Below are 18,142 nucleotides of genomic sequence, written 5' to 3'. Positions count from 1 at the left end.
TACGGGAGTTGCCGGAGGGCTGGTCCGAGATGGACGCTGACATTGCGGAGGGGCGCGCGGCGCGCACCTCGATACTGGTGGTGGACGACCACACCACGTTCGCGGAGCTGCTGACCGGCGCGCTGGGCCAGGAGCCGGACCTGTGCAGCGTCGGCGTGGCCGACGACGTCGAGTCGAGCGTCCGCCTGAGCGCGGCACTGCGGCCCGACGTGGTGGTCATGGACTACCACCTCGCCGGCGGCAACGGGGTGACCGCCTCCGCCCGGATCCTCCGGGACCGGCCGGGGACCCGGATCGTCATGCTGACCGGCGACCCCACCCAGCACGTCCTCGAGGCCGCCGCGAGCACCGGGATCTGCGCGTTCCTGCCGAAGGACGGCTCGCTCGCGACCCTGCTCGAGACCATCCGCAGCGCCCGCTGCGGCACGATGGCGGTCCACCCCTCGCTGCTCGCGGCCACGGATCCGGCCCGCCGGCCGGACGCCGGGGTCCCGGCGCTCACCCGGCGCGAGCTGCAGGTCCTGCGCCTGATGGCCGAGGGGCACAGCGTGGGCGCGAACGCACAGCTGCTGAACATCACCCCGAACACCTGCCGCGGCTACGTGAAGACGATCCTCGTCAAGCTGGGGGCGCACTCCCAGCTGGAGGCGGTCGCCGTGGCCTCGAGGCTCGGCCTGCTGACGGCCCGGCCGTGAGACGCCTGCTCTCGCGCGTGGACCGCGCCGACCCGGGGGCCGCGCCCGTCTTCGACGACTGGCCGCTGCCGCCGCCGGCCCCGCCGACGGACCGGTCCGAGGTGCGGGCCGCGGTGCGCAGATTCCTGCTCACCGGGCTCGTGGTGCTGCTCGTCGCGGCCGTCCCGGCGACGTGGTGGATCCGGGCCGTCGCCGAGGAGCACGCCGTCGACAGCGTCCTGCGCATCACCCAGCGGCTGGCCAACTACGCCGTGGCGCCCCTGATCACCGACGACCTCCTGGCGGGCGACGCCGCCGCCACCGCCCAGCTGGACGTCCGGCTGCAGCCGTGGCTGACCGACGGCACCATCCACCGGATCAAGATCTGGGACGCGGACGGCACGGTCCTGTACTCCGACGAGCGCGCCCTCATCGGACAGAACTACGGACCGCCCTCGTGGGACGAGGAGCTCGTGGCCCGGGGCGAGGGGGTCGCCACGGTCGAGCATCAGCACGACGCGGAGAACGCGCACGAGTCCGGGGCCGGGGGCCTGGTCGAGGTCTACGTGGGCTTCGTCCCCGCCGGCGGCGAGCAGCTCGTCTTCGAGGCCTACTACGACGACTCGATCGTGCGGGACGAGCAGCGCTCCGTGCTCATGGGCATGGCCCCGGTCGTCCTCCTGACCCTGGCGCTGCTGCAGCTCGCGCAGCTGGCCCCCGCGGTCAGCCTCGCCCGCCGGATCCAGGACCACCGGACGGCGCGCGCCCAGCTGCTCCAGCACGCCGTGGACGCCGCCGAGCTGGAACGGGTCCGGGTCGCCCGGGACCTGCACGACGACGTGATCCAGGACCTGGCCGGCCTGTCCTACTCCCTGGAGGCCCAGGAGATGACTGCGGCCGTGCCGGAGCAGCGCAGCGCCCTGGGCCGGTCGCGGGCGATCCTGCAGGGCAGCCTGCGCACCCTGCGCGGGATCACCACCGCCCTGTACTCCCCGGACCTGCTGACCCTCGGGCTGCCCAAGGCCCTGGCCCGGCTCGCGGACCCGCTGGCCCAGCGGGGGATCGACACGTCCGTGCAGATCAGCCCCGCGGTGCTCCTCACCCCGGAGCAGGAGGGCATGCTCCTGAAGGTGGCGCGGGAGGCGTTCGCGAACATCTCGAAGCACGCCCACGCGTCCACGGTGAGCCTGCGGCTCGGCGTGGAGCACGGCGCCACGGTGCTGACGATCAGCGACGACGGCACCGGCTTCGACGACTCCCGGGGCTCCCCGGAGGGCCATCTGGGACTGCGCATCATGCGGGACATCGCCGACGCCGCGGGGGCCGCGCTGGAGGTCCGGTCGCAGCCGGGCGTGGGGACCACGGTGCGGGCCACCCTGCCCCCCGACGCGGTGACGAGCCGGCTCTGAGCGGCTCGTCCCGACACGGCCCGCTCCGGCCCGGCGCGGCCGGCACCGGGCCGGGCCGGCGTCACACCACGGCGTCACACCACGGCGGCACCGGCCAGGTCGGCGGTCATGTCCTCGACGTAGCGGCGCACCTCGGTGCCGTACAGCTCGATGCTGCGGCGCATCCGGGCGTGGTCCAGGGTGCCCACCGCGTACTTGAGGTCGAACCGGGACGCGCCGAGCGCCGCCGAGGACCGGACGATCTTGCGGGCGACCGTCTCCGGGGAGCCCACGAAGTAGGCGCCCTCCGGCCCGCACATCGCGTCGAACTCCGAACGGGTCAGGGGGCCCCAGCCGCGCTCCCGGCCGATCCGGGCGTGCGTGTAGGCCTGGTGCGGGAAGAACTCCTCGCGGGCCTGCTCGTCGGTCTCCGCCACGTAGCCCGGGGAGTGGAACGCCACCGGCTGCGCCTCCTTGCCGAAGTGCCCGAGGGCCTGGCGGTAGTAGTCGGCGAAGGGCGCGAAGGCCGCCGGGCTGCCGCCGATGATGGCGAAGATGACGGGCAGGCCGTAGTGGGCCGCGCGGACCACCGAGTTGGGCGAGCCGCCCACGGCGATCCACGTCCGCAGCGCGCCGGCCTCGGTCTTGGGGTACACCTCCAGGCCCTGGATCGGCGCGCGCAGCCGGCCCTGCCAGTCGATCCGGCCCTCGGTGCGCAACCGGTCGAACAGCTGCAGCTTCTCCTCGAACAGGGCCTCGTACTCGTCCAGCGGATGGCCGAACAGCGGGAAGGACTCCGTGAAGGAGCCGCGGCCCAGGATCACCTCGGCGCGGCCGGAGGAGAGGGCGTCCACGGTGGCGAAGCGCTGGTAGACCCGCACCGGGTCGTCGGAGCTGAGCACCGTCACCGCCGAGCCCAGCCGGATCCGCTCGGTGACCGTGGCGATGCCGGCGAGCACCGTCTCCGGCGAGGAGACCGCGAAGTCCTCGCGGTGGTGCTCGCCGATGCCGAAGAAGTCCAGGCCCACCTGGTCGGCCAGGACCGCCTCGGCCACGACGTTGCGGATCACCTGCGCCCCGCCGAGCATCCGGCCGTCCGGACCGGGATAGAGGTCGCCGAAGGTGTTGAGGCCGAGCTGGAGGGTCATGCGGGGCTCCTCGTCGCAGATTTTGTGGATACATCCATAAAACTTGTCGGCGGTCGCACTTATTCCGGCGGCACGGCCCGGCCCCGGCTCAGCGGACGAGCCACTCCCAGGCGGCGTGCTTCTCGGGACCCGGGACGCCGCTGACGATCCAGGCGATGTCATCGGTGGAGAGCGGGAACGGCGGCCGCCCCTCCTCGTCGGCGGGCTCGAGCTCGTCCACGTGCTCCAGGCTCCACAGCTCGGCGAACACCTGGGTGGGGCCCCGCCGGTCCACCAGCCGCTCGCGGACCTCCTCGGCGAGCTCGTCCAGGTGGTCCTGCAAGAAGCCGGCGAGCTCCGCCGCGAACCCGTCCGTCCCCTCCTCCGCCGGGTCGACGTCCCACGTCTGCCGCACGACCGCCAGGACCTCGTCGTCGTCCAGCGGGGCGCCGTCCCCGCGGGGGTCGGGCGCCTCGGCGGGGACCGGCTCGCCGGCGGCGACGGCCAGGAAGCGCTCCTGCAGGACGAACAGCGCGGCCACGGTCATCAGGTCGCGCACCCGCCGGGCGAGTGCGTCGTCGTCGTCCCCTGTCCGTGCGGTCGGGCCGTCGAGGTCCTCCCAGGCGTGGCGCACCCAGGCCCGGACGCGGTCCGGCTCGCCCGTGCGGACCGAGGACGGGCGGATCGAGGACGGGCGCCAGCCGGCCGTCGCCGCCCGCCACCGGTCGTCCAGGGCAGGATCGCCCGGCACGACGGGTTCGACGGGTCCGGGGCGGTCGGCGGGCGGATGGCTGAACACGGTGCGGCTCCTGGGTCGGGCGGGGGCGGCGCGGGACGCGCGGTCCGGTCCCAGCGTAGGACCTGTCCCGGCACGGCTGCGGAGCCCGTCCGGGGCGGACGGGGCCCGCGGCGTCGTCGGAGCCGGGTCACGGCTCGGGGTGCACCACCATGGCGGAGCCGCCGTAGCCGCGCTCGGTCTCGGCCGCCGCCTCGAAGCGGTCGTCGTCCAGGAACCGGATGGCCGAGGCGTTGCCGATCCAGCGGCGCGGGGGCGGGACCAGGGTGTGGCCCAGCCCGCTCAGCTGCCGGCCGACCTCGGAGTCGGCCAGGCCGAGGTCGAACTCCTCCGCCCCGTTGCGGGAGCTCAGCCGGGGCGCGGCCACGGCGTCCACGAGGGCGAGGTCCCGGTCGATGTGCCCGGTGAGGATCTGCGCCACCGTGGTGATGATCGTGGCGCCGCCGGGCGAGCCCACCGACATCCACGGCTCCCCGTCACGGAGCACGATCGTGGGGCTCATCGACGAGCGGGGCCGCTTGCCCGGACCGGGCAGGTTCGGGTCCGGCACGCCCTCCGTGACGGGTGTGAAGTTGAAGTCGGTCAGCTCGTTGTTGAGCAGGAACCCGTGCTCCGGGACCGTAATCCCGGAGCCGCCGGTCTGCTCGATGGTGAGGGTGTAGGACACCACGTTGCCCCACCGGTCGGCCACGTTGAGGTGGGTGGTCGAGACGCCGCCGGCGGGCTCGGGCTGGCGGGCCCCGGGCGCCCCGCACTCGGCGTACTCCCCGTCGGGCTCCCCGAAGGGGATCGGGCGCTCCTGCGCCGTCCCGGGGTCGAAGAGGCACGCGCGCTCGTCGGCGAACTCCTGGCTCGTGAGCTGCTCCACGGGCACGCCCTCGACGTCCCCGATCCACCGGTTGCGGTCGGCGAAGGCGGTCGCCGTGGCCTCCGCGAAGCGGTGCAGGTACTGGGCGTCGGGGACCTCGGCCAGCCCGGTCCCGGTGCGCTCGTCGTAGGCCTCGAGCAGGTTGAGGGTCTCGGCCACCGTGATGCCGCCGGAGCTGGGCAGGCCCATGCCGTAGACGTCCAGGCCGCGGTACTCGGTGTGGGTCGGCTCTTTGAGCAGGGCCTCGTAGGCCTGCAGGTCCGCCAGGGTCAGCTCCCCGGCGAGCACCTCCGTGCCCTCGACGGTGGCCGGCCGGCGGCTCGCGTCGACGACCGCCGCCCCGATGGGCCCGTCGTAGAAGGCGCCGGTGCCCTCGTGCCGGATCGAGTGGTAGGTGCGGGCGAGGTCGGGATTGCGGAACACGGTGCCGACCTCCGGCGCCTCGCCACCGGGCAGGAACAGTTCCGCGGTCTCGGGGAACGTCCGGAAGCGCTCGGCGTTCTGGGCCGTCTGCTCCTGGAAGTTCTCGTCCACCACGAAGCCGCGGGCGGCGATCCGCTCCGCGGGCCGCAACAGGTCGTGCAGGTCCATCGTGCCGAACTCCTCGGCCGCGGTCTCCCAGGTGGCCAGGGTGCCGGGCACGCCCACGGACTTCCCGGAGCTGACCACGGTGGCGAAGTCGAGGGCCTCGCCGTCCTCGTCCAGGAACTCCTCCTCCGTGAACGTCGCCGGGGCGGTCTCGCGCCCGTCGATCGTGCGGACCTCCCCGGTCTCGGCGCTGTGGTGCACGAAGAAGCCGCCGCCCCCGATGCCCGCGGAGTACGGCTCGGTGACGCCCAGGGCGGCGGCCGCGGCCACGGCGGCGTCCGCCGCGGTGCCGCCCCGCTCGAGCACGTCGATGCCGACCTGGCTCGCGAGGGGGTCCACGGAGGAGACCGCCCCGCCGCCGCCGGTCATGGTGGGGACCTTGGGCAGCTCGGCGGTGACGGGGGCGTCCCGTCCCCCGTGCCGCGGATCGTCGTGCGCGACGGCCGCGGAGCCGCCGAGAACGGTGCCGGAGACGCCGAGCGCTCCGGCCAGGCCCAGTGCGAGGTACCTCAGGGATGCGCGCATGCACCCAGCCTGGCACCCGGTAGTCGCCCCCACCAGGGGCGACGCCTACATGTCGGCCGGGGGTTCCGGTGGCGCGGCCGGCGCCGGTGTGCCCAGGCCCGGCGAGGACGCGATCAGCCGCTGGACCACCGTCTCGGCGTCCGTCGAGGGGTTGCCGAAGCGGTGCATCGTGACGGAGACGGCCTGCTCCGCGAGGAACGGCAGCATCTCCACGCGGGAGGCGCCGACCACCGGACCGGTCAGCAGCGCGATCTCGGGCCGCTCCGCGAGCGCCTCGGCGAGCCCGGGCGCGCTGCCCACCACCCGGATCCGCCCGGCGCCGCTCGGGTCGGTCCAGTCCGCGGCGACCCGGGCGAAGGCCTCGTCCCCGCAGGGGTCCAGCACCGAGCGGAACAGTCCCCGCACCTCCGCGGGGACCTCGGCCGCGGGGGCGAGGACCGTGCGCGCGCCGGAGCGCACCGCGGCGAGGCCCACCCGGACCACGTCCGTGAGGGGGGCGTCCTCGGCCGCGCGCACGACGACGTCGCGCGGGCGGTAGCGGAACAGGTTGGCCTCGGCCTGCAGACCGGTGGGGTCGTGGGTCCGGCCGAACTCCCGGTCCCACCACGCCTGGTCCTGCTCGGCGCAGGCCGTCAGCCAGGCGGCGTCCGGCTCGGGCACGAGGGGGCCGAGCTCGGCGAGGTGGTGGGCGACGGACTCGGAGAGCTCGGTGCCGTCCTGCCCGGCGGGGGCCTCCGCGAAGGGGGCCTTCTGCCACGTGCCGAGCTGGACCAGGTAGTTCGGTCCGCCGGCCTTGGCGCCCAGGCCCACCGAGGACCGCTTCCAGCCGCCGAAGGGCTGGCGCTGGACGATCGCCCCGGTGATGCCGCGATTGACGTAGAGGTTCCCGGCCGCGACCAGCTCCAGCCAGGTGCTGACCTCGTCGGGGTCCAGGGAGTGCAGCCCGGCGGTCAGCCCGTACTCGACCGCGGTCTGCAGCTCGATCGCCTCCTGCAGGTCAGCGGCCTCCATCAGCCCCAGGACGGGGCCGAAGCACTCGGTGCGGTGGAAGAAGGAGCCGGGGGCCACGCCCGTCCGGATCCCGGGCCGCCACAGCCGCCCGGTGCCGTCGAGCTGCCGCGGCTCGAGCAGCCACTGCTCCCCCGGCTCGAGCCGGGTCAGCGCGCGGTGCAGCTTCTCCCCGGGCTCGGCGATCACCGGGCCCACCGAGGCCTGCAGGTTCTGCGGCCAGTCCACGACCATCGAGGACGCGGCGTCCAGGAGCTGGCGGCGGAACCGCGCGGACTCCGCCACGCTGCCCACCAGGATGCCGAGGGAGGCCGCCGAGCACTTCTGCCCGGCGTGGCCGAAGGCACTCGTCACGAGGTCCCACACGGCGCGGTCCCGGTCCGCGCTGGGCGTGACGACCAGGGCGTTCTTCCCCGACGTCTCGGCGGTCATGGGGCGGCCCGCCCGCCAGGACTGGAAGAGCCGGGCGGTCTCGTAGGCGCCGGTCAGCACGATGCGGTCCACCCCGGGGTGGGAGACGATGGCCTGCCCCACCTCCCCCTCGACGGAGTCGACGAGCTGGAGCACGTCCCGCGGCACGCCGGCCTCCCACAGCGCCTCGACCACGGCGGTCGAGCAGCGCCGGGTCTCCGGGGCGGGCTTGTGCAGCACGGCGGCGCCGGCGGCGAGGGCGGCGACCGTGGAACCGGTGGGGATCGCGAGCGGGAAGTTCCACGGCGGGGTGATCAGCACGAGCCGGTCCGGGACGAACCGGGCGCCGTCCACGGCCTCGAGCTCGAGGGCGCGGCGGGCGTACCAGCGGCAGAAGTCGATCGCCTCCGAGACCTCCGGGTCCGTCTGGCCCAGGGTCTTGCCCGCCTCCGCCCCGGCCACGGCCAGCAGGTGCGCCCGCCGCCCGGCCAGCACGTCCGCCGCCCGGTTGAGGACCTCCGCCCGCTCGCGGGCGCCGCGGGCGTGCCACTGCCCGGCGGCGTCCCGCCCCGTGCGCACGAGCCGCTCGACGTCCTCGGCGCCGACGGGATCGGGCACCGGCAGGGACTCGTACCACTGGCGGTCCGTGATCCGGGCCGCGATCCCGTCCGCCCACGCCTGGTTCGCGGGCACGGACACGTCGGTGTCCGGCTCGTTGCGGAAGGGCTCCTCCAGCGGCAGGTGCGCGGACCCGGCCCCGGGCGCGGTGCGGTCCTGGGCCCGGGCGGGGGCCGGGGCGGCGCTCTCCTGCGGGTCGAGTGCCTCCAGGGCGGCGCGGAAGCGGCGCTCCTCCCGGGCGAAGACCTCGTTGTCCGGGGCCAGCTCGAAGATCCCCGACATGAAGTTCTCGTGCGAGGCGTTCTCCTCGAGCCGGCGCACGAGGTAGGACACAGCCACGTCGAACTCCGCCGGGCGCACGGCGGGCACGTAGAGCAGGAGCTGCCCCACGTCGGCGCTCACGGCCCCCGCCTGCTCGACCGCCATGCCCTGGAGCATCTCGAACTCGATCCGCTCCGTCACGCCCCGGCGCCGGGCGAGCAGGTGGGCGAAGGCGATGTCGAAGAGGTTGTGCCCGGCCACCCCCAGCCGCAGCCCGGTCATCCGCCCGGGCACGAACAGCCAGTCGAGCACCCGCTTGTAGTTGGTGTCGGTCTCCTGCTTGCTGTCCCACGTGGCCAGGGGCCAGCCGTGCAGCTCGGCGTCCACGCGCTCCATGGGGAGGTTCGCGCCCTTGACGAGCCGCACCTTGATCCCGGCGCCGCCGGCCTCGACCCGCGCGGCGGCCCACACCGAGAGCCGCCGGACCACCGCGAGCGCGTCCGGCAGATAGGCCTGGACCACGATGCCCGCCTCGAGACCGCGCAGCTCCGGGTGCTCGAGCAGGCGCGTGAACACCTCGGTGGTGAGGTGCAGGTCAGAGTAGACCTCCATGTCGAGGTTGATGAACTTGCTGCCGGCCGGGGCCTGGGCGGCAGCCCGGTAGACGGGCAGCAGCCGTTCGACGACCTTCGCCACGGTCCCCTCGAAGCCCCAGTGGGAGAGCTGCGGGACCACGGAGGAGACCTTGACGGAGACGTAGTCGACGTCGTCCCGGTCCAGCAGCGCGGCGGCCTCGGCGAGGTGCTTGTCGGCCTCCTCCCCGCCGAGGACCTCCTCGCCCAGCAGGTTGATGTTGAGCCGGTGCCCCTGGGCGGTCAGCCGCTTGACGGCCTGCCCGAACGGCCGGGGGCGGGCGTCGACGATCATGTGGCCCACGAGCTGGCGGAGCCGGGTCCGGGCGGCGGGGACGACCACCTGGGGCGCCGTGGCCGAGAGGGCCGCCCCGAGCCGGATCTGGGCGCGGTCCGCCGCGGACATGGTGCGGGGCACGATCTCGGCGAGCCCGTGCAGGGCCCGCCCGGCGGCCCGCACGTCCTCGGTGCGCACCACCCGGTCCACGAAGCCGACGGTGAACTCGAGCCCGTGGGGGTCCTGCAGGACGGTGGCGAGCCGGTCGGCGGCGCCGTCGCGGCGCCGGCGGCCCTCGGCGGCGCGCACGAGCCACTCGCGGACCAGGGCGACGGCCTCGTCGGCCAGGGCGCGGGAATCGGGGACGGACGGGGCGTCGGCGGTCATGGCGGCACTCTCCTGGAGGCTCCGCCCGGCAGCGGTGCCGAGGTACTCCCCCGGCCACCGGCCGCGTCCACCGGGCGTCACGGTGGCCGGTGAGACCACGCTACGGCGGGAGCGGCCGGGGCGGAAGAGCCCTATCCGCCCGCCTGCCGCAGGATGTCCGTGGCGAGCCGGCCCAGGACGGCCTTGTGCGGGGCGAGCATGGCGTACCAGTAGGCACGGCCGGCGGCACCTGCCGGGCGGAAGACCGTGGTCTGGCGGTAGACGAGGGTGCCGTCCGGGCGCGGTTCCAGGCAGATGTCGAGCCAGGCGTCCCCCGGCATCCGCACCACGGACCGCAGCCGCAGCCGCCGCGGCGGCTCGAGGGCCTCGACGGTCCACCAGTCCAGGCGCTCGCCGGTCGACAGGTGGTCCGGGTCCTCGCGGTGGCGCAGCCGCCCGGGCGGGAGGCCCAGGCGGTTGGCCGTGGCGCGGGCCGCCCAGGCGCGGTCGGTGCTGTACCAGCCGCGCTCGCCGCCGATGCCCTCGACGACCGCCCACACCGCGTCCTGGTCCGCCGTGGTGGTGCGCTCCACGGTGTCGACGTAGAAGCCCCGCGTCTGTGCCATGCCCCTATCCAAGCACGCGCCGCGGGCCCGGACGAGAGGCGGCACGGGCCCCGGCTCAGCCCGGGCGGATGCCGAAGCGGGCGAGGTGCTCCAGCAGCCCGTCGGTGGTCTCGAGCTCCGCGAGCTCCCCCGGGGCCGCCCAGCGCACGGCGTCGGCGTCGTCGCCGGGGCGCAGCGTCCCGCCGAGGTAGGTCGCGGCGACGTCGTGCACCTCGTACACGACGCCCGCGCCGGCCGGGACGCGCACCACCCCCAGCTCCCGCTCCGCGCGCACCCGGGCACCCGTCTCCTCGAAGGCCTCCCGGACGGCGGCCTCGGCCACGGTCTCGCCGGGCTCCACCGTTCCGCCCGGCACGCTCCAGCGCCCGCGCTGGGGCTCCGTGCCCCGGCGGACCAGCAGCAGCCGGCCGTCCTCCCGGACGACCACGGCCGCGGCGGCCCGCACGATGCGCATGCCCCGACCCTACCGAGGACCGGCACCGGGCGCGCCCGCGGTCGGCGGGTCCCGCACCGGGCGCGGGCCGGGCGGCCCCGGCGGACGCGCGAGTAGAGTGCGAGTGCCGCCCAGCGCACCGCCGACCCACCGGAAGGACCCCTGTGACCGACTCCGTCCTGTCCCGCCTGCACGACCCCGCCCGGAGGGGCTTCGCCAGCGACAACCACGCCGGCGTCCACCCCGAGGTGCTCCAGGCCCTCGCGACCGCCAACGGCGGCCACGTGGGCGCCTACGGAGCGGACCCCTACACCGAGGCGCTGCAGGACGTGGTCCGCCGGCACTTCGGGGAGCACGCGCAGTGCTACCCCTTGTTCAACGGCACGGGCGCGAACGTCGTGGCGCTCGCGGCGATGACCGACCGCTGGGACGCCGCGATCTGCACGACCACGGCGCACGCGCACGTGGACGAGTGCGGGGCGCCCGAGAAGGTCGCGGGCGTGAAGATGCTGGCGGTGCCCGCCCCGGACGGGAAGCTGACGCCGGAGCTGATCGACCGGGAGGCGCACGGCTTCGGCTTCGAGCACCATGCCCAGCCGCGCGTCGTCACCGTCACCCAGTCCACCGAGCTCGGCACCGTCTACACGCCGGAGGAGCTGCGCGCGGTCTGCGAGCACGCGCACGGCCTGGGGCTGGCGGTCCACCTGGACGGCGCCCGGCTCGCCAACGCCGCCGCGGCCCTGGACGTCCCGCTGCAGACCCTGACCACCGACGCGGGCGTGGACGTGGTCTCCTGGGGCGGGACCAAGAACGGGCTGATGGGCGCGGAGGCCGTCGTGGTGCTCACCCCGGACGCCGTGCGCCAGCCCCGGTTCGTGCGCAAGCTCTCCACCCAGCTGGCCTCGAAGATGCGCTTCGTGTCCGCGCAGCTGCTGGCCCTGCACGCGGGGGACCTGTGGCTCGACTCGGCCCGCCGGGCCAACGCGATGGCCCGGCGCCTGGCCGCCGGGATCGCGGAGGTCCCCGGCGCCCGGGTGACGCAGACCCCGGAGGCCAACGCCGTCTTCGCGGTGCTCCCGGCCGCAACCACGGCCCGGCTGCAGGAGCGCTGGCCGTTCTACGTGTGGGACCCGGCGGTCGGCGAGGTCCGTCTGATGTGCTCGTGGGACACCGCCGAGGAGGACGTGGACGGATTCGTAGCGGCGCTGCGGGAGGACCTGTCCGGCGCCGCCTCCTGATCCCGGCGGGTCACACCGGGGTGACGTAGGCCCCGGAGATCCCCCCGTCCACCAGGAACGTGGCGGCGTTGACGAACGAGGCGTCGTCGCTGGCCAGGAACGCGACCGCCGCGGCGATCTCCTCCGGCTCCGCGAACCGCCCGGCCGGCACGTGCACGAGCCGGCGCTGGGCCTGCTCCGGGTCCGCGGCGAACAGGTCCTGCAGCAGCGGCGTGTTGACCGGGCCGGGGCACAGGGCGTTGACGCGGATCCCCTCCCGGGCGAACTGCACGCCGAGCTCCCGGCTCATCGACAGCACTCCGCCCTTCGACGCGCTGTAGGAGATCTGGGAGGTCGCCGCGCCCATGACGGCCACGAAGGACGCGGTGTTGACGATCGAGCCCTTCCCCTGCTCCCGCATGTAGGGGATGGCGTGCCTGCAGCAGTGGAAGACGCTGGTGAGGTTCACCTCCTGCACCCTCCGCCACGCGTCGAGGCCGGTGTCCAGGATCGAGGCGTCGTCGGTCGGGTTGATCCCGGCGTTGTTGAAGGCGATGTCCACCGATCCGTAGGCCTCGTGCGTCGCCGCGTAGAGCGCGACGACGTCCGCCTCGTCCGCCACGTCGGTGCGCACGAACAGCCCCCCGACCTCCTCGGCGGCCGCCTCCCCGGCCGCGGGGTTCAGGTCCGCGACGACGACGTGCGCGCCCTCGGCGGCGAGGCGGCGGGCCGCGGCGAGACCGATGCCGCTGGCCCCTCCCGTGATGACGGCGCTGCGGCCGACCAGGCGGCGGGCGTTGACCTCCATGGGTCCTCCTTCGGTGGTGGGGGCCGCCCCGGGCGGGGCGGGTGGTGGTGCGGGGGGCGTCAGCCGGTGGGGTCAGCCGGTGGCGAGGAACACGTTCTTGGTCTCGGTGAACGCCTGCGGGGCGTCCGGGCCGAGCTCCCGGCCGAAGCCGGACTGCTTGAAGCCGCCGAACGGCGTCCAGTACCGCACCGAGGCGTGCGAGTTGACGGAGAGGTTCCCGGCGTCGACGGCGCGGGAGACCCGCAGCGCACGCCCCACGTCCCGGGTCCAGATCGACCCGGAGAGCCCGTACTCGGTGTCGTTGGCGATCCGCACGGCGTCCGCCTCGTCCTCGAAGGGGACCACGGAGATGACCGGACCGAAGATCTCCTCCCGGAACACCCGGGCGTCCGGGGTCGGGGTGAGCACGGTGGGCGGGAACCACCAGCCGGGGCCGTCGGGGGCGGTGCCGCGGAAGGCGACCCGAGCGTCGTCGTCGAGGAAGGACGCCACGGAGTCCCGGTGCGCGGCCGAGACCAGCGGCCCCATCTGCGTGGCCTCGTCCCAGGGGTCCCCGCACGCGAAGTCCCGCACGGCCGGTTCCAGCAGCTCCAGGAAGCGGTCCAGCACGGAGCGCTGGACCAGCACCCGGGAGCGGGCGCAGCAGTCCTGGCCCGCGTTGTCCAGGGCCCCGGCGGGAGCGGTGGCGGCGGCCTGCTCGAGGTCGGCGTCCGCGAAGACGATGTTGGAGTTCTTGCCCCCCAGCTCGAGGGTGAGTCGCTTGACCTGCTCCGCGCAGCCGGCCATGATCCGCCTGCCCACCGCGGTGGAGCCGGTGAACACGACCTTGCGCACGGCGGGGTGGGTCACGAAGCGATCCCCCACCACCGAGCCCTTCCCGGGCAGCACGGTGAGCACGCCCTCGGGGAGCCCTGCCTCCAGGGCCAGCTCCCCGAGCCGGACGGCCGTGAGCGGGGTCAGCTCGGCGGGCTTGAGCACCACCGTGTTGCCGGCGGCGAGCGCCGGGGCGAATCCCCACGCGGCGATCGGCATGGGGAAGTTCCAGGGCACGATCATGCCCACCACGCCGAGCGGTTCGTGGAAGGTGAGGTTGACCCCGCCCGGGACGGGGATCTGCTGCCCCGAGAGCCGCTCGGGCGCCCCGGAGTAGTAGGTCAGCACGTCCCGGACGTTGCCGGCCTCCCAGCGGGCGTTGCCGATGGTGTGCCCGGCGTTGCGGACCTCCAGGGCCGCCAGGTGCTCGAGGTCGGCGTCCACCGCGTCGGCGAAGCGGCGCAGCAGCCGGGCGCGGTCGGCGGGGGCCACGGTGCGCCAGGTGTCGAAGGCCCGCCGGGCCCGTTCGATCGCCGCGTCCGTCTGCTCCCGGGACGTCAGCTCGACGGTGCCGACGAGCTCCTCGGTGGCGGGGTCGATGATCTGCGTGGTGGTCATGGGATGCGGGTGTCCTCTCGCTGTGGGGCGGTCTGTGCCCGGCCGGTCCCCCCGGGGCGGTCCTGCGGGGTGCGGTGCTGCGGGGTGAGGCCCTGCGCCCAGTCGTGGGCCACGCGGACGAAGCCCTCGAAGAGCCGGGAGTCCTTCCGGTTCTCCTCGGGGTGGAACTGCACGCCGAGCGTCCAGCCGCCCTCCGTGGTCTCGACGGCCTCGACCGTCCCGTCCTCGGCACGGGCGGTCACGACCAGTCCCTCGGCCACGGTCTCCAGCGCCTGGTGGTGGTAGCACGGGGACCACGCCGTCTCGCCCAGCAGCTCCCGGCAGCGGCTGCCCGGCGCGGTGCTGAACTCGACCTCCCCGTAGCGGCCCGGCTCCGGCCGGTAGCGCACGGCGTTCTCGTTGACGTCGGGCAGGTGCTGGATCAGGGTGCCGCCGAGGGCCACGTTGAGGATCTGGGCGCCGCGGCAGATCGCGAACAGGGGCAGCCCGCGCTCCAGCGCCGCCCGGGTCAGGGCGAGGTCGTGCTCGTCGCGGGAGGGCTGGGACGAGGTCAGCTCGTGCCGCTCGGCGCCGTAGAAGCGCGGGTCCACGTCCACGCCGCCGATGACGACCAGCCCGTCCAGCAGGTCCAGCACGCCGGGATCGGTCCCGACCGGGGGCAGCAGCAGGGGGGTGCCCCCGGCGGCGGCGACCGCCTCGACGTAGGCGCCCGGGACGATCGCCGCCACGGAGTTCCAGACCCCCCAGGAGCCCTCCTGGTAGTAGGTGGTCAGCCCGATCCGGGGCCGGTACCCGGGCCCGCCCGGCTCAGAGGCGCTCGAAGCCACGGCGCAGCTCCCAGTCGGTGACGGCGGCCTCGAAGGCCGTCAGCTCCACGTCGGCGTAGTGCACGTAGTGCTCGACGACGTCCTCGCCGAACAGCTCCCGCGCGAGCTCCGAGCCGGCGAGCAGGTCCCGGGCCTCGCGCATGGTCGAGGGCACCACGGGGGCGTCGGACTCGTAGGCGTTGCCCTCGGTCATCGGCTCCAGCTCGAGCTCCTGCTCGATGCCGTGCAGGCCCGAGGCCAGCATCGCGGCCAGCGCCAGGTACGGGTTCACGTCCCCGCCCGGGAGCCGGTTCTCCATCCGGGCGGACTGCCCGCTGCCCACCAGGCGCACCGCGCAGGAGCGGTTGTCCACGCCCCAGGCCACCGAGGTGGGGGCGAAGCTGCCCTCGACGAAGCGCTTGTACGAGTTGATGGTCGGGGCGTAGAACAGCGTGAACTCCCGCATGGTGCGCAGCACCCCGGCGATGAAGTGCTCGTAGGTGCGGGAGCGGGCGTCCTGCTCCCGGTCCCAGAAGACCAGTTCCCCGTCCGGTCCGCGCAGGGACATGTGGATGTGGCAGGAGCTGCCCTCGCGCTCGTTGGGCTTGGCCATGAAGGTGATGGACTTCCCCTGCTGGTGGGCGATCTGCTTCGAGGCGAGCTTGTAGACCACGTGGTTGTCCGCGGTGACCATGCCCTCGTCGTAGCGGAACGCGATCTCGTGCTGGCCGAGGTTGCACTCGCCCTTGGCGGACTCCACGGTCAGCCCGGCGGCGTACATGGCGTTGCGGATCTCCCGCAGCAGCGGCTCGACCCGCTGGGAGCCCAGCACGGAGTAGTCCACGTTGTACTGGTTGGCCGGGACCAGGTTCCGGTAGCCGCCGTCCCAGGCGTCCTCGTAGCTGGTGTTGTAGACGCAGAACTCCAGCTCGGTGCCGGTGACCATGGTGAAGCCCAGGTCCCGGGCGCGGTCGAGCTGGCGGCGCAGCATGGACCGCGGTGACATCGGGATCAGCCGGCCGTCGTGGCCGGTGAGGTCGCACTGGATCATCACCTGCCCCGGGTTGTGCGGCATCAGCCGGATGGTGTCCAGGTCCATGGCGAACTCCATGTCCCCGTAGCCCGAGGACCAGTCGCTGATCGAGTACCCGCCCACGGTGTTCATCTCCGTGTCCACGGCCAGCAGGTAGTTGCAGCCCTCGGCGCCCTCGTCCAGCACCGAGTCCAGGAAGAACTGCGCGTGGTTGAGCTTGCCCTGCAGCCGGCCCTGCATGTCGGTGAACGCCAGGACCACGGTGTCCACGAGCCCGTCGGCGACGTGCCGCCGCAGCTGCTCGACGGTGAGCATCCGGTCGTTGCGCGGGTGCTGGGGAGTCTCGGTCATGGGTCCGGTCCTTCGTCGCTGGGATCGCTGGAATCGATGGGATCGTGGGGAGTGGGGGTCGGGCGGGGCGGGTCGTCAGTGCAGGTCCGCCTCGGCGGTGCGGATCTGCGCGAACTCCTCCTCGGGGGCGTGGCCCACGAGCCGGTGGCGGCTGTAGAACCAGTAGTAGGCGAGGAAGACGACGAACACGAGGGCCGTGATGGACGCGGCGAGCACGTCGACCAGGAACGTCGCGACCACGGCCACGAGCGCCAGCACCAGGGCGATGCCGGTGGTGACCACGCCGCCCGGGGTGCGGTAGCCGCGCGGGAGGTCCGGCTCGCGCAGCCGCAGCACGATGTGGGAGAGGTTCAGCAGCACGTAGGAGACGGTGGCGCCGAAGACCGCGATGTTGATGAGCAGACCGCCGTCGCCGGTCACCGCCGCGAGCACGAAACCGATGCTGCCGGGCACGATGAGGGCGACCCACGGGGTCCTGCGCTTGCCGGTCAGCGAGAGGAAGCGCGGCAGGTACCCGGCCCGGGAGAGGGCGAACAGCTGCCGCGAGTAGGCGAACATGATGGAGAAGAAGCTCGCGACCAGCCCGGCCAGGCCCGCGTAGTTCACGATGTTCGCCATCACGCTGTCCGCCCCGGCGACCGTGCGGATGGCCTCCGGCAGCGGGTTGTCCGAGGTGCTCATCGCCTCCGAGCCGCCGGCTCCGGGCACCAGGACCAGCATGAGCGCGCCGGAGACCAGGAGGAATCCCATGGCCACGATGATCCCGCGCGGCATGTCCCGGCGGGGGTCGGCGGTCTCCTCGGCGGCCAGCGGCACGCCCTCGATCGCCAGGAAGAACCAGATGCCGTAGACCAGGGCCGCCATCGCCCCCGCGTAGCCCATGGGCAGGAACGCGCTCGCCCCCACGGCGTCGTCCGGGACGATGTCGAAGAGGTTGGCGGCGTCGAAGTGCGGCACGAGCGCGACGACGGTCACCCCCAGCGCGAGGACCGCGATCACGGTGATCCCGAACATCAGCTTGAGCGCCTCGCCCACCCCGTACATGTGGATGCCCATGAACACCAGGTAGGTCACGAGGTAGACGGGCCAGGAGTTGGTGATCCCGAACAGGCCCAGCGCCTCGATGTAGCCGCCGATGAACGTGGCGATCGCGGCGGGGGCCACGGCGTACTCGATGAGCACGGCCGTCCCGGTGGCGAAGCCGCCGAGCGGGCCGAGGGCGCGGCGGGCGAACCCGTAGCCGGCGCCCGCCGTGGGGAGGGTGGAGGAGAGCTCGGCGAGGCCGAAGACCATGCAGGTGTACATGAGGCCCATGAGCACGAAGGCGATGAGCAGCCCGCCCCACCCGCCCTGGGAGAGGCCGATGTTCCATCCGGCGAAGTCCCCGGAGATGACGTAGGCGATGCCCAGGCCGGCGAGCAGGACCCAGCCCGCGGCGCCGGACCGGAGCTGGCGGTGCTGGAAGTACTCGTCGGTGCGGGTGGGCTGTGCTGGGGATTCGGGCATGGGACGATCCCTCCGGGATTCCACAAAGGTCTGAAAACAGACGTTTGGCGCGAGTGGTCACAGTCTGTGGGCTGCTCCGCGCCGCGTCAAGACCCCGTGGCCCGCGTGCCGGGGCCCGCTGGGCGGCGTGCGGGGCCGCGTCGTGGTGGAGCCGGTCGCACGGATGCCGCAGAATGGTGGGCATGAACCAGACCAGCTCATCAGCCCCCGACCGCCCCGGCTCGCAGCGACCGGGATCCGCCCGCTCCTGGGCGCTCATCGCCATCACGGCCGGCTTCCTCCTCTCCGCCGCCCTGATCATCGCGGTGGGCGTCGTCGCCATCGACCTCACCCACTAGCACCCCGGCCGTCCCGGCCGCAGGGAGCGGCGCGCTGCCCGGACGGGGCGGCGC

At 74.1% G+C, this 18,142-nt stretch carries 15 protein-coding genes; 4 read left to right on the top strand and 11 right to left on the bottom strand.

What is annotated here, in order from left to right; genetic code table 11:
* Positions 1-29: 29 nt before the first annotated feature.
* Complete coding sequence (locus ACFU0Y_RS01885) at positions 30-695, top strand: response regulator (RefSeq protein ID WP_380212748.1); 666 nt, start codon at positions 30-32, stop codon at positions 693-695.
* The gene (locus ACFU0Y_RS01880) at positions 692-2,083 is read left to right on the top strand and encodes a sensor histidine kinase (protein WP_380212747.1); all 1,392 of its coding nucleotides are present in this window, start codon (positions 692-694) and stop codon (positions 2,081-2,083) included. The genes ACFU0Y_RS01885 and ACFU0Y_RS01880 overlap by 4 nt, the downstream gene beginning before the upstream one ends.
* Before the next feature lie 74 nt (positions 2,084-2,157).
* Here ACFU0Y_RS01880 and ACFU0Y_RS01875 read toward each other — a convergent pair whose 3' ends face one another.
* The 6 genes from ACFU0Y_RS01875 to ACFU0Y_RS01850 form a co-directional block, all read right to left on the bottom strand.
* Positions 2,158-3,210 carry an LLM class flavin-dependent oxidoreductase gene (locus tag ACFU0Y_RS01875; protein ID WP_380212746.1) on the bottom strand — a complete coding sequence of 351 codons (1,053 nt, stop codon included), beginning with the start codon at positions 3,208-3,210 and terminating at the stop codon, positions 2,158-2,160.
* Positions 3,211-3,298: 88 nt separating this feature from the next.
* Positions 3,299-3,988, bottom strand: coding sequence for a hypothetical protein (locus ACFU0Y_RS01870; protein ID WP_380212745.1), 690 nt, complete (start codon positions 3,986-3,988; stop codon positions 3,299-3,301).
* Between the two features lie 127 nt (positions 3,989-4,115).
* Positions 4,116-5,966: a gamma-glutamyltransferase gene (gene ggt, locus ACFU0Y_RS01865; RefSeq protein WP_380212744.1), complete on the bottom strand. Its 1,851-nt coding sequence runs from the start codon at positions 5,964-5,966 to the stop codon at positions 4,116-4,118.
* 45 nt (positions 5,967-6,011) lie between these two features.
* Entirely contained in the window at positions 6,012-9,560 is a 3,549-nt protein-coding gene (locus ACFU0Y_RS01860; protein ID WP_380212743.1) for a proline dehydrogenase family protein, read from the bottom strand.
* A gap of 131 nt (positions 9,561-9,691) precedes the next feature.
* Entirely contained in the window at positions 9,692-10,165 is a 474-nt protein-coding gene (locus ACFU0Y_RS01855) for a DUF2867 domain-containing protein (RefSeq protein ID WP_380212742.1), read from the bottom strand.
* 55 nt (positions 10,166-10,220) lie between these two features.
* The gene (locus ACFU0Y_RS01850; RefSeq protein WP_380212741.1) at positions 10,221-10,619 is read right to left on the bottom strand and encodes an NUDIX hydrolase; all 399 of its coding nucleotides are present in this window, start codon (positions 10,617-10,619) and stop codon (positions 10,221-10,223) included.
* A 143-nt stretch (positions 10,620-10,762) separates the two neighbouring features.
* On the opposite strand from ACFU0Y_RS01850, the gene ACFU0Y_RS01845 reads away from it, so the two are divergent.
* Positions 10,763-11,836, top strand: coding sequence for a threonine aldolase family protein (locus ACFU0Y_RS01845; protein ID WP_380212740.1), 1,074 nt, complete (start codon positions 10,763-10,765; stop codon positions 11,834-11,836).
* A 10-nt stretch (positions 11,837-11,846) separates the two neighbouring features.
* On the opposite strand, the gene ACFU0Y_RS01840 is transcribed toward ACFU0Y_RS01845, so the two are convergent.
* The 5 genes from ACFU0Y_RS01840 to eat form a co-directional block, all read right to left on the bottom strand.
* Positions 11,847-12,623: a 3-oxoacyl-ACP reductase gene (locus ACFU0Y_RS01840; protein WP_380212739.1), complete on the bottom strand. Its 777-nt coding sequence runs from the start codon at positions 12,621-12,623 to the stop codon at positions 11,847-11,849.
* 72 nt (positions 12,624-12,695) lie between these two features.
* Complete coding sequence (locus ACFU0Y_RS01835) at positions 12,696-14,054, bottom strand: aldehyde dehydrogenase family protein (protein WP_380212738.1); 1,359 nt, start codon at positions 14,052-14,054, stop codon at positions 12,696-12,698.
* Entirely contained in the window at positions 14,051-14,881 is an 831-nt protein-coding gene (locus ACFU0Y_RS01830; RefSeq protein ID WP_380212737.1) for a gamma-glutamyl-gamma-aminobutyrate hydrolase family protein, read from the bottom strand. Before ACFU0Y_RS01830 ends, ACFU0Y_RS01835 begins: the two co-directional genes overlap by 4 nt.
* On the bottom strand, positions 14,862-16,244 hold the full coding sequence (locus ACFU0Y_RS01825) for a glutamine synthetase family protein (protein WP_380212736.1): 1,383 nt from the start codon (positions 16,242-16,244) through the stop codon (positions 14,862-14,864). The genes ACFU0Y_RS01830 and ACFU0Y_RS01825 overlap by 20 nt, the downstream gene beginning before the upstream one ends.
* 75 nt (positions 16,245-16,319) lie before the next feature.
* The gene (eat, locus tag ACFU0Y_RS01820; RefSeq protein ID WP_380212735.1) at positions 16,320-17,750 is read right to left on the bottom strand and encodes an ethanolamine permease; all 1,431 of its coding nucleotides are present in this window, start codon (positions 17,748-17,750) and stop codon (positions 16,320-16,322) included.
* Between the two features lie 182 nt (positions 17,751-17,932).
* Here eat and ACFU0Y_RS01815 point away from each other — a divergent pair, with 182 nt between their 5' ends.
* Positions 17,933-18,088, top strand: coding sequence for a hypothetical protein (locus tag ACFU0Y_RS01815; protein ID WP_380212734.1), 156 nt, complete (start codon positions 17,933-17,935; stop codon positions 18,086-18,088).
* Positions 18,089-18,142 lie beyond the last annotated feature (54 nt).

It is taken from the genome of Kocuria sp. NPDC057446 (genome assembly GCF_042802875.1).
In the GTDB taxonomy this organism is placed as follows: Bacteria; Actinomycetota; Actinomycetes; order Actinomycetales; family Micrococcaceae; genus Kocuria.
The sequence above is the reverse complement of the archived record's forward strand: the minus strand, read 5'-3'. Positions and strand labels throughout refer to the sequence as shown.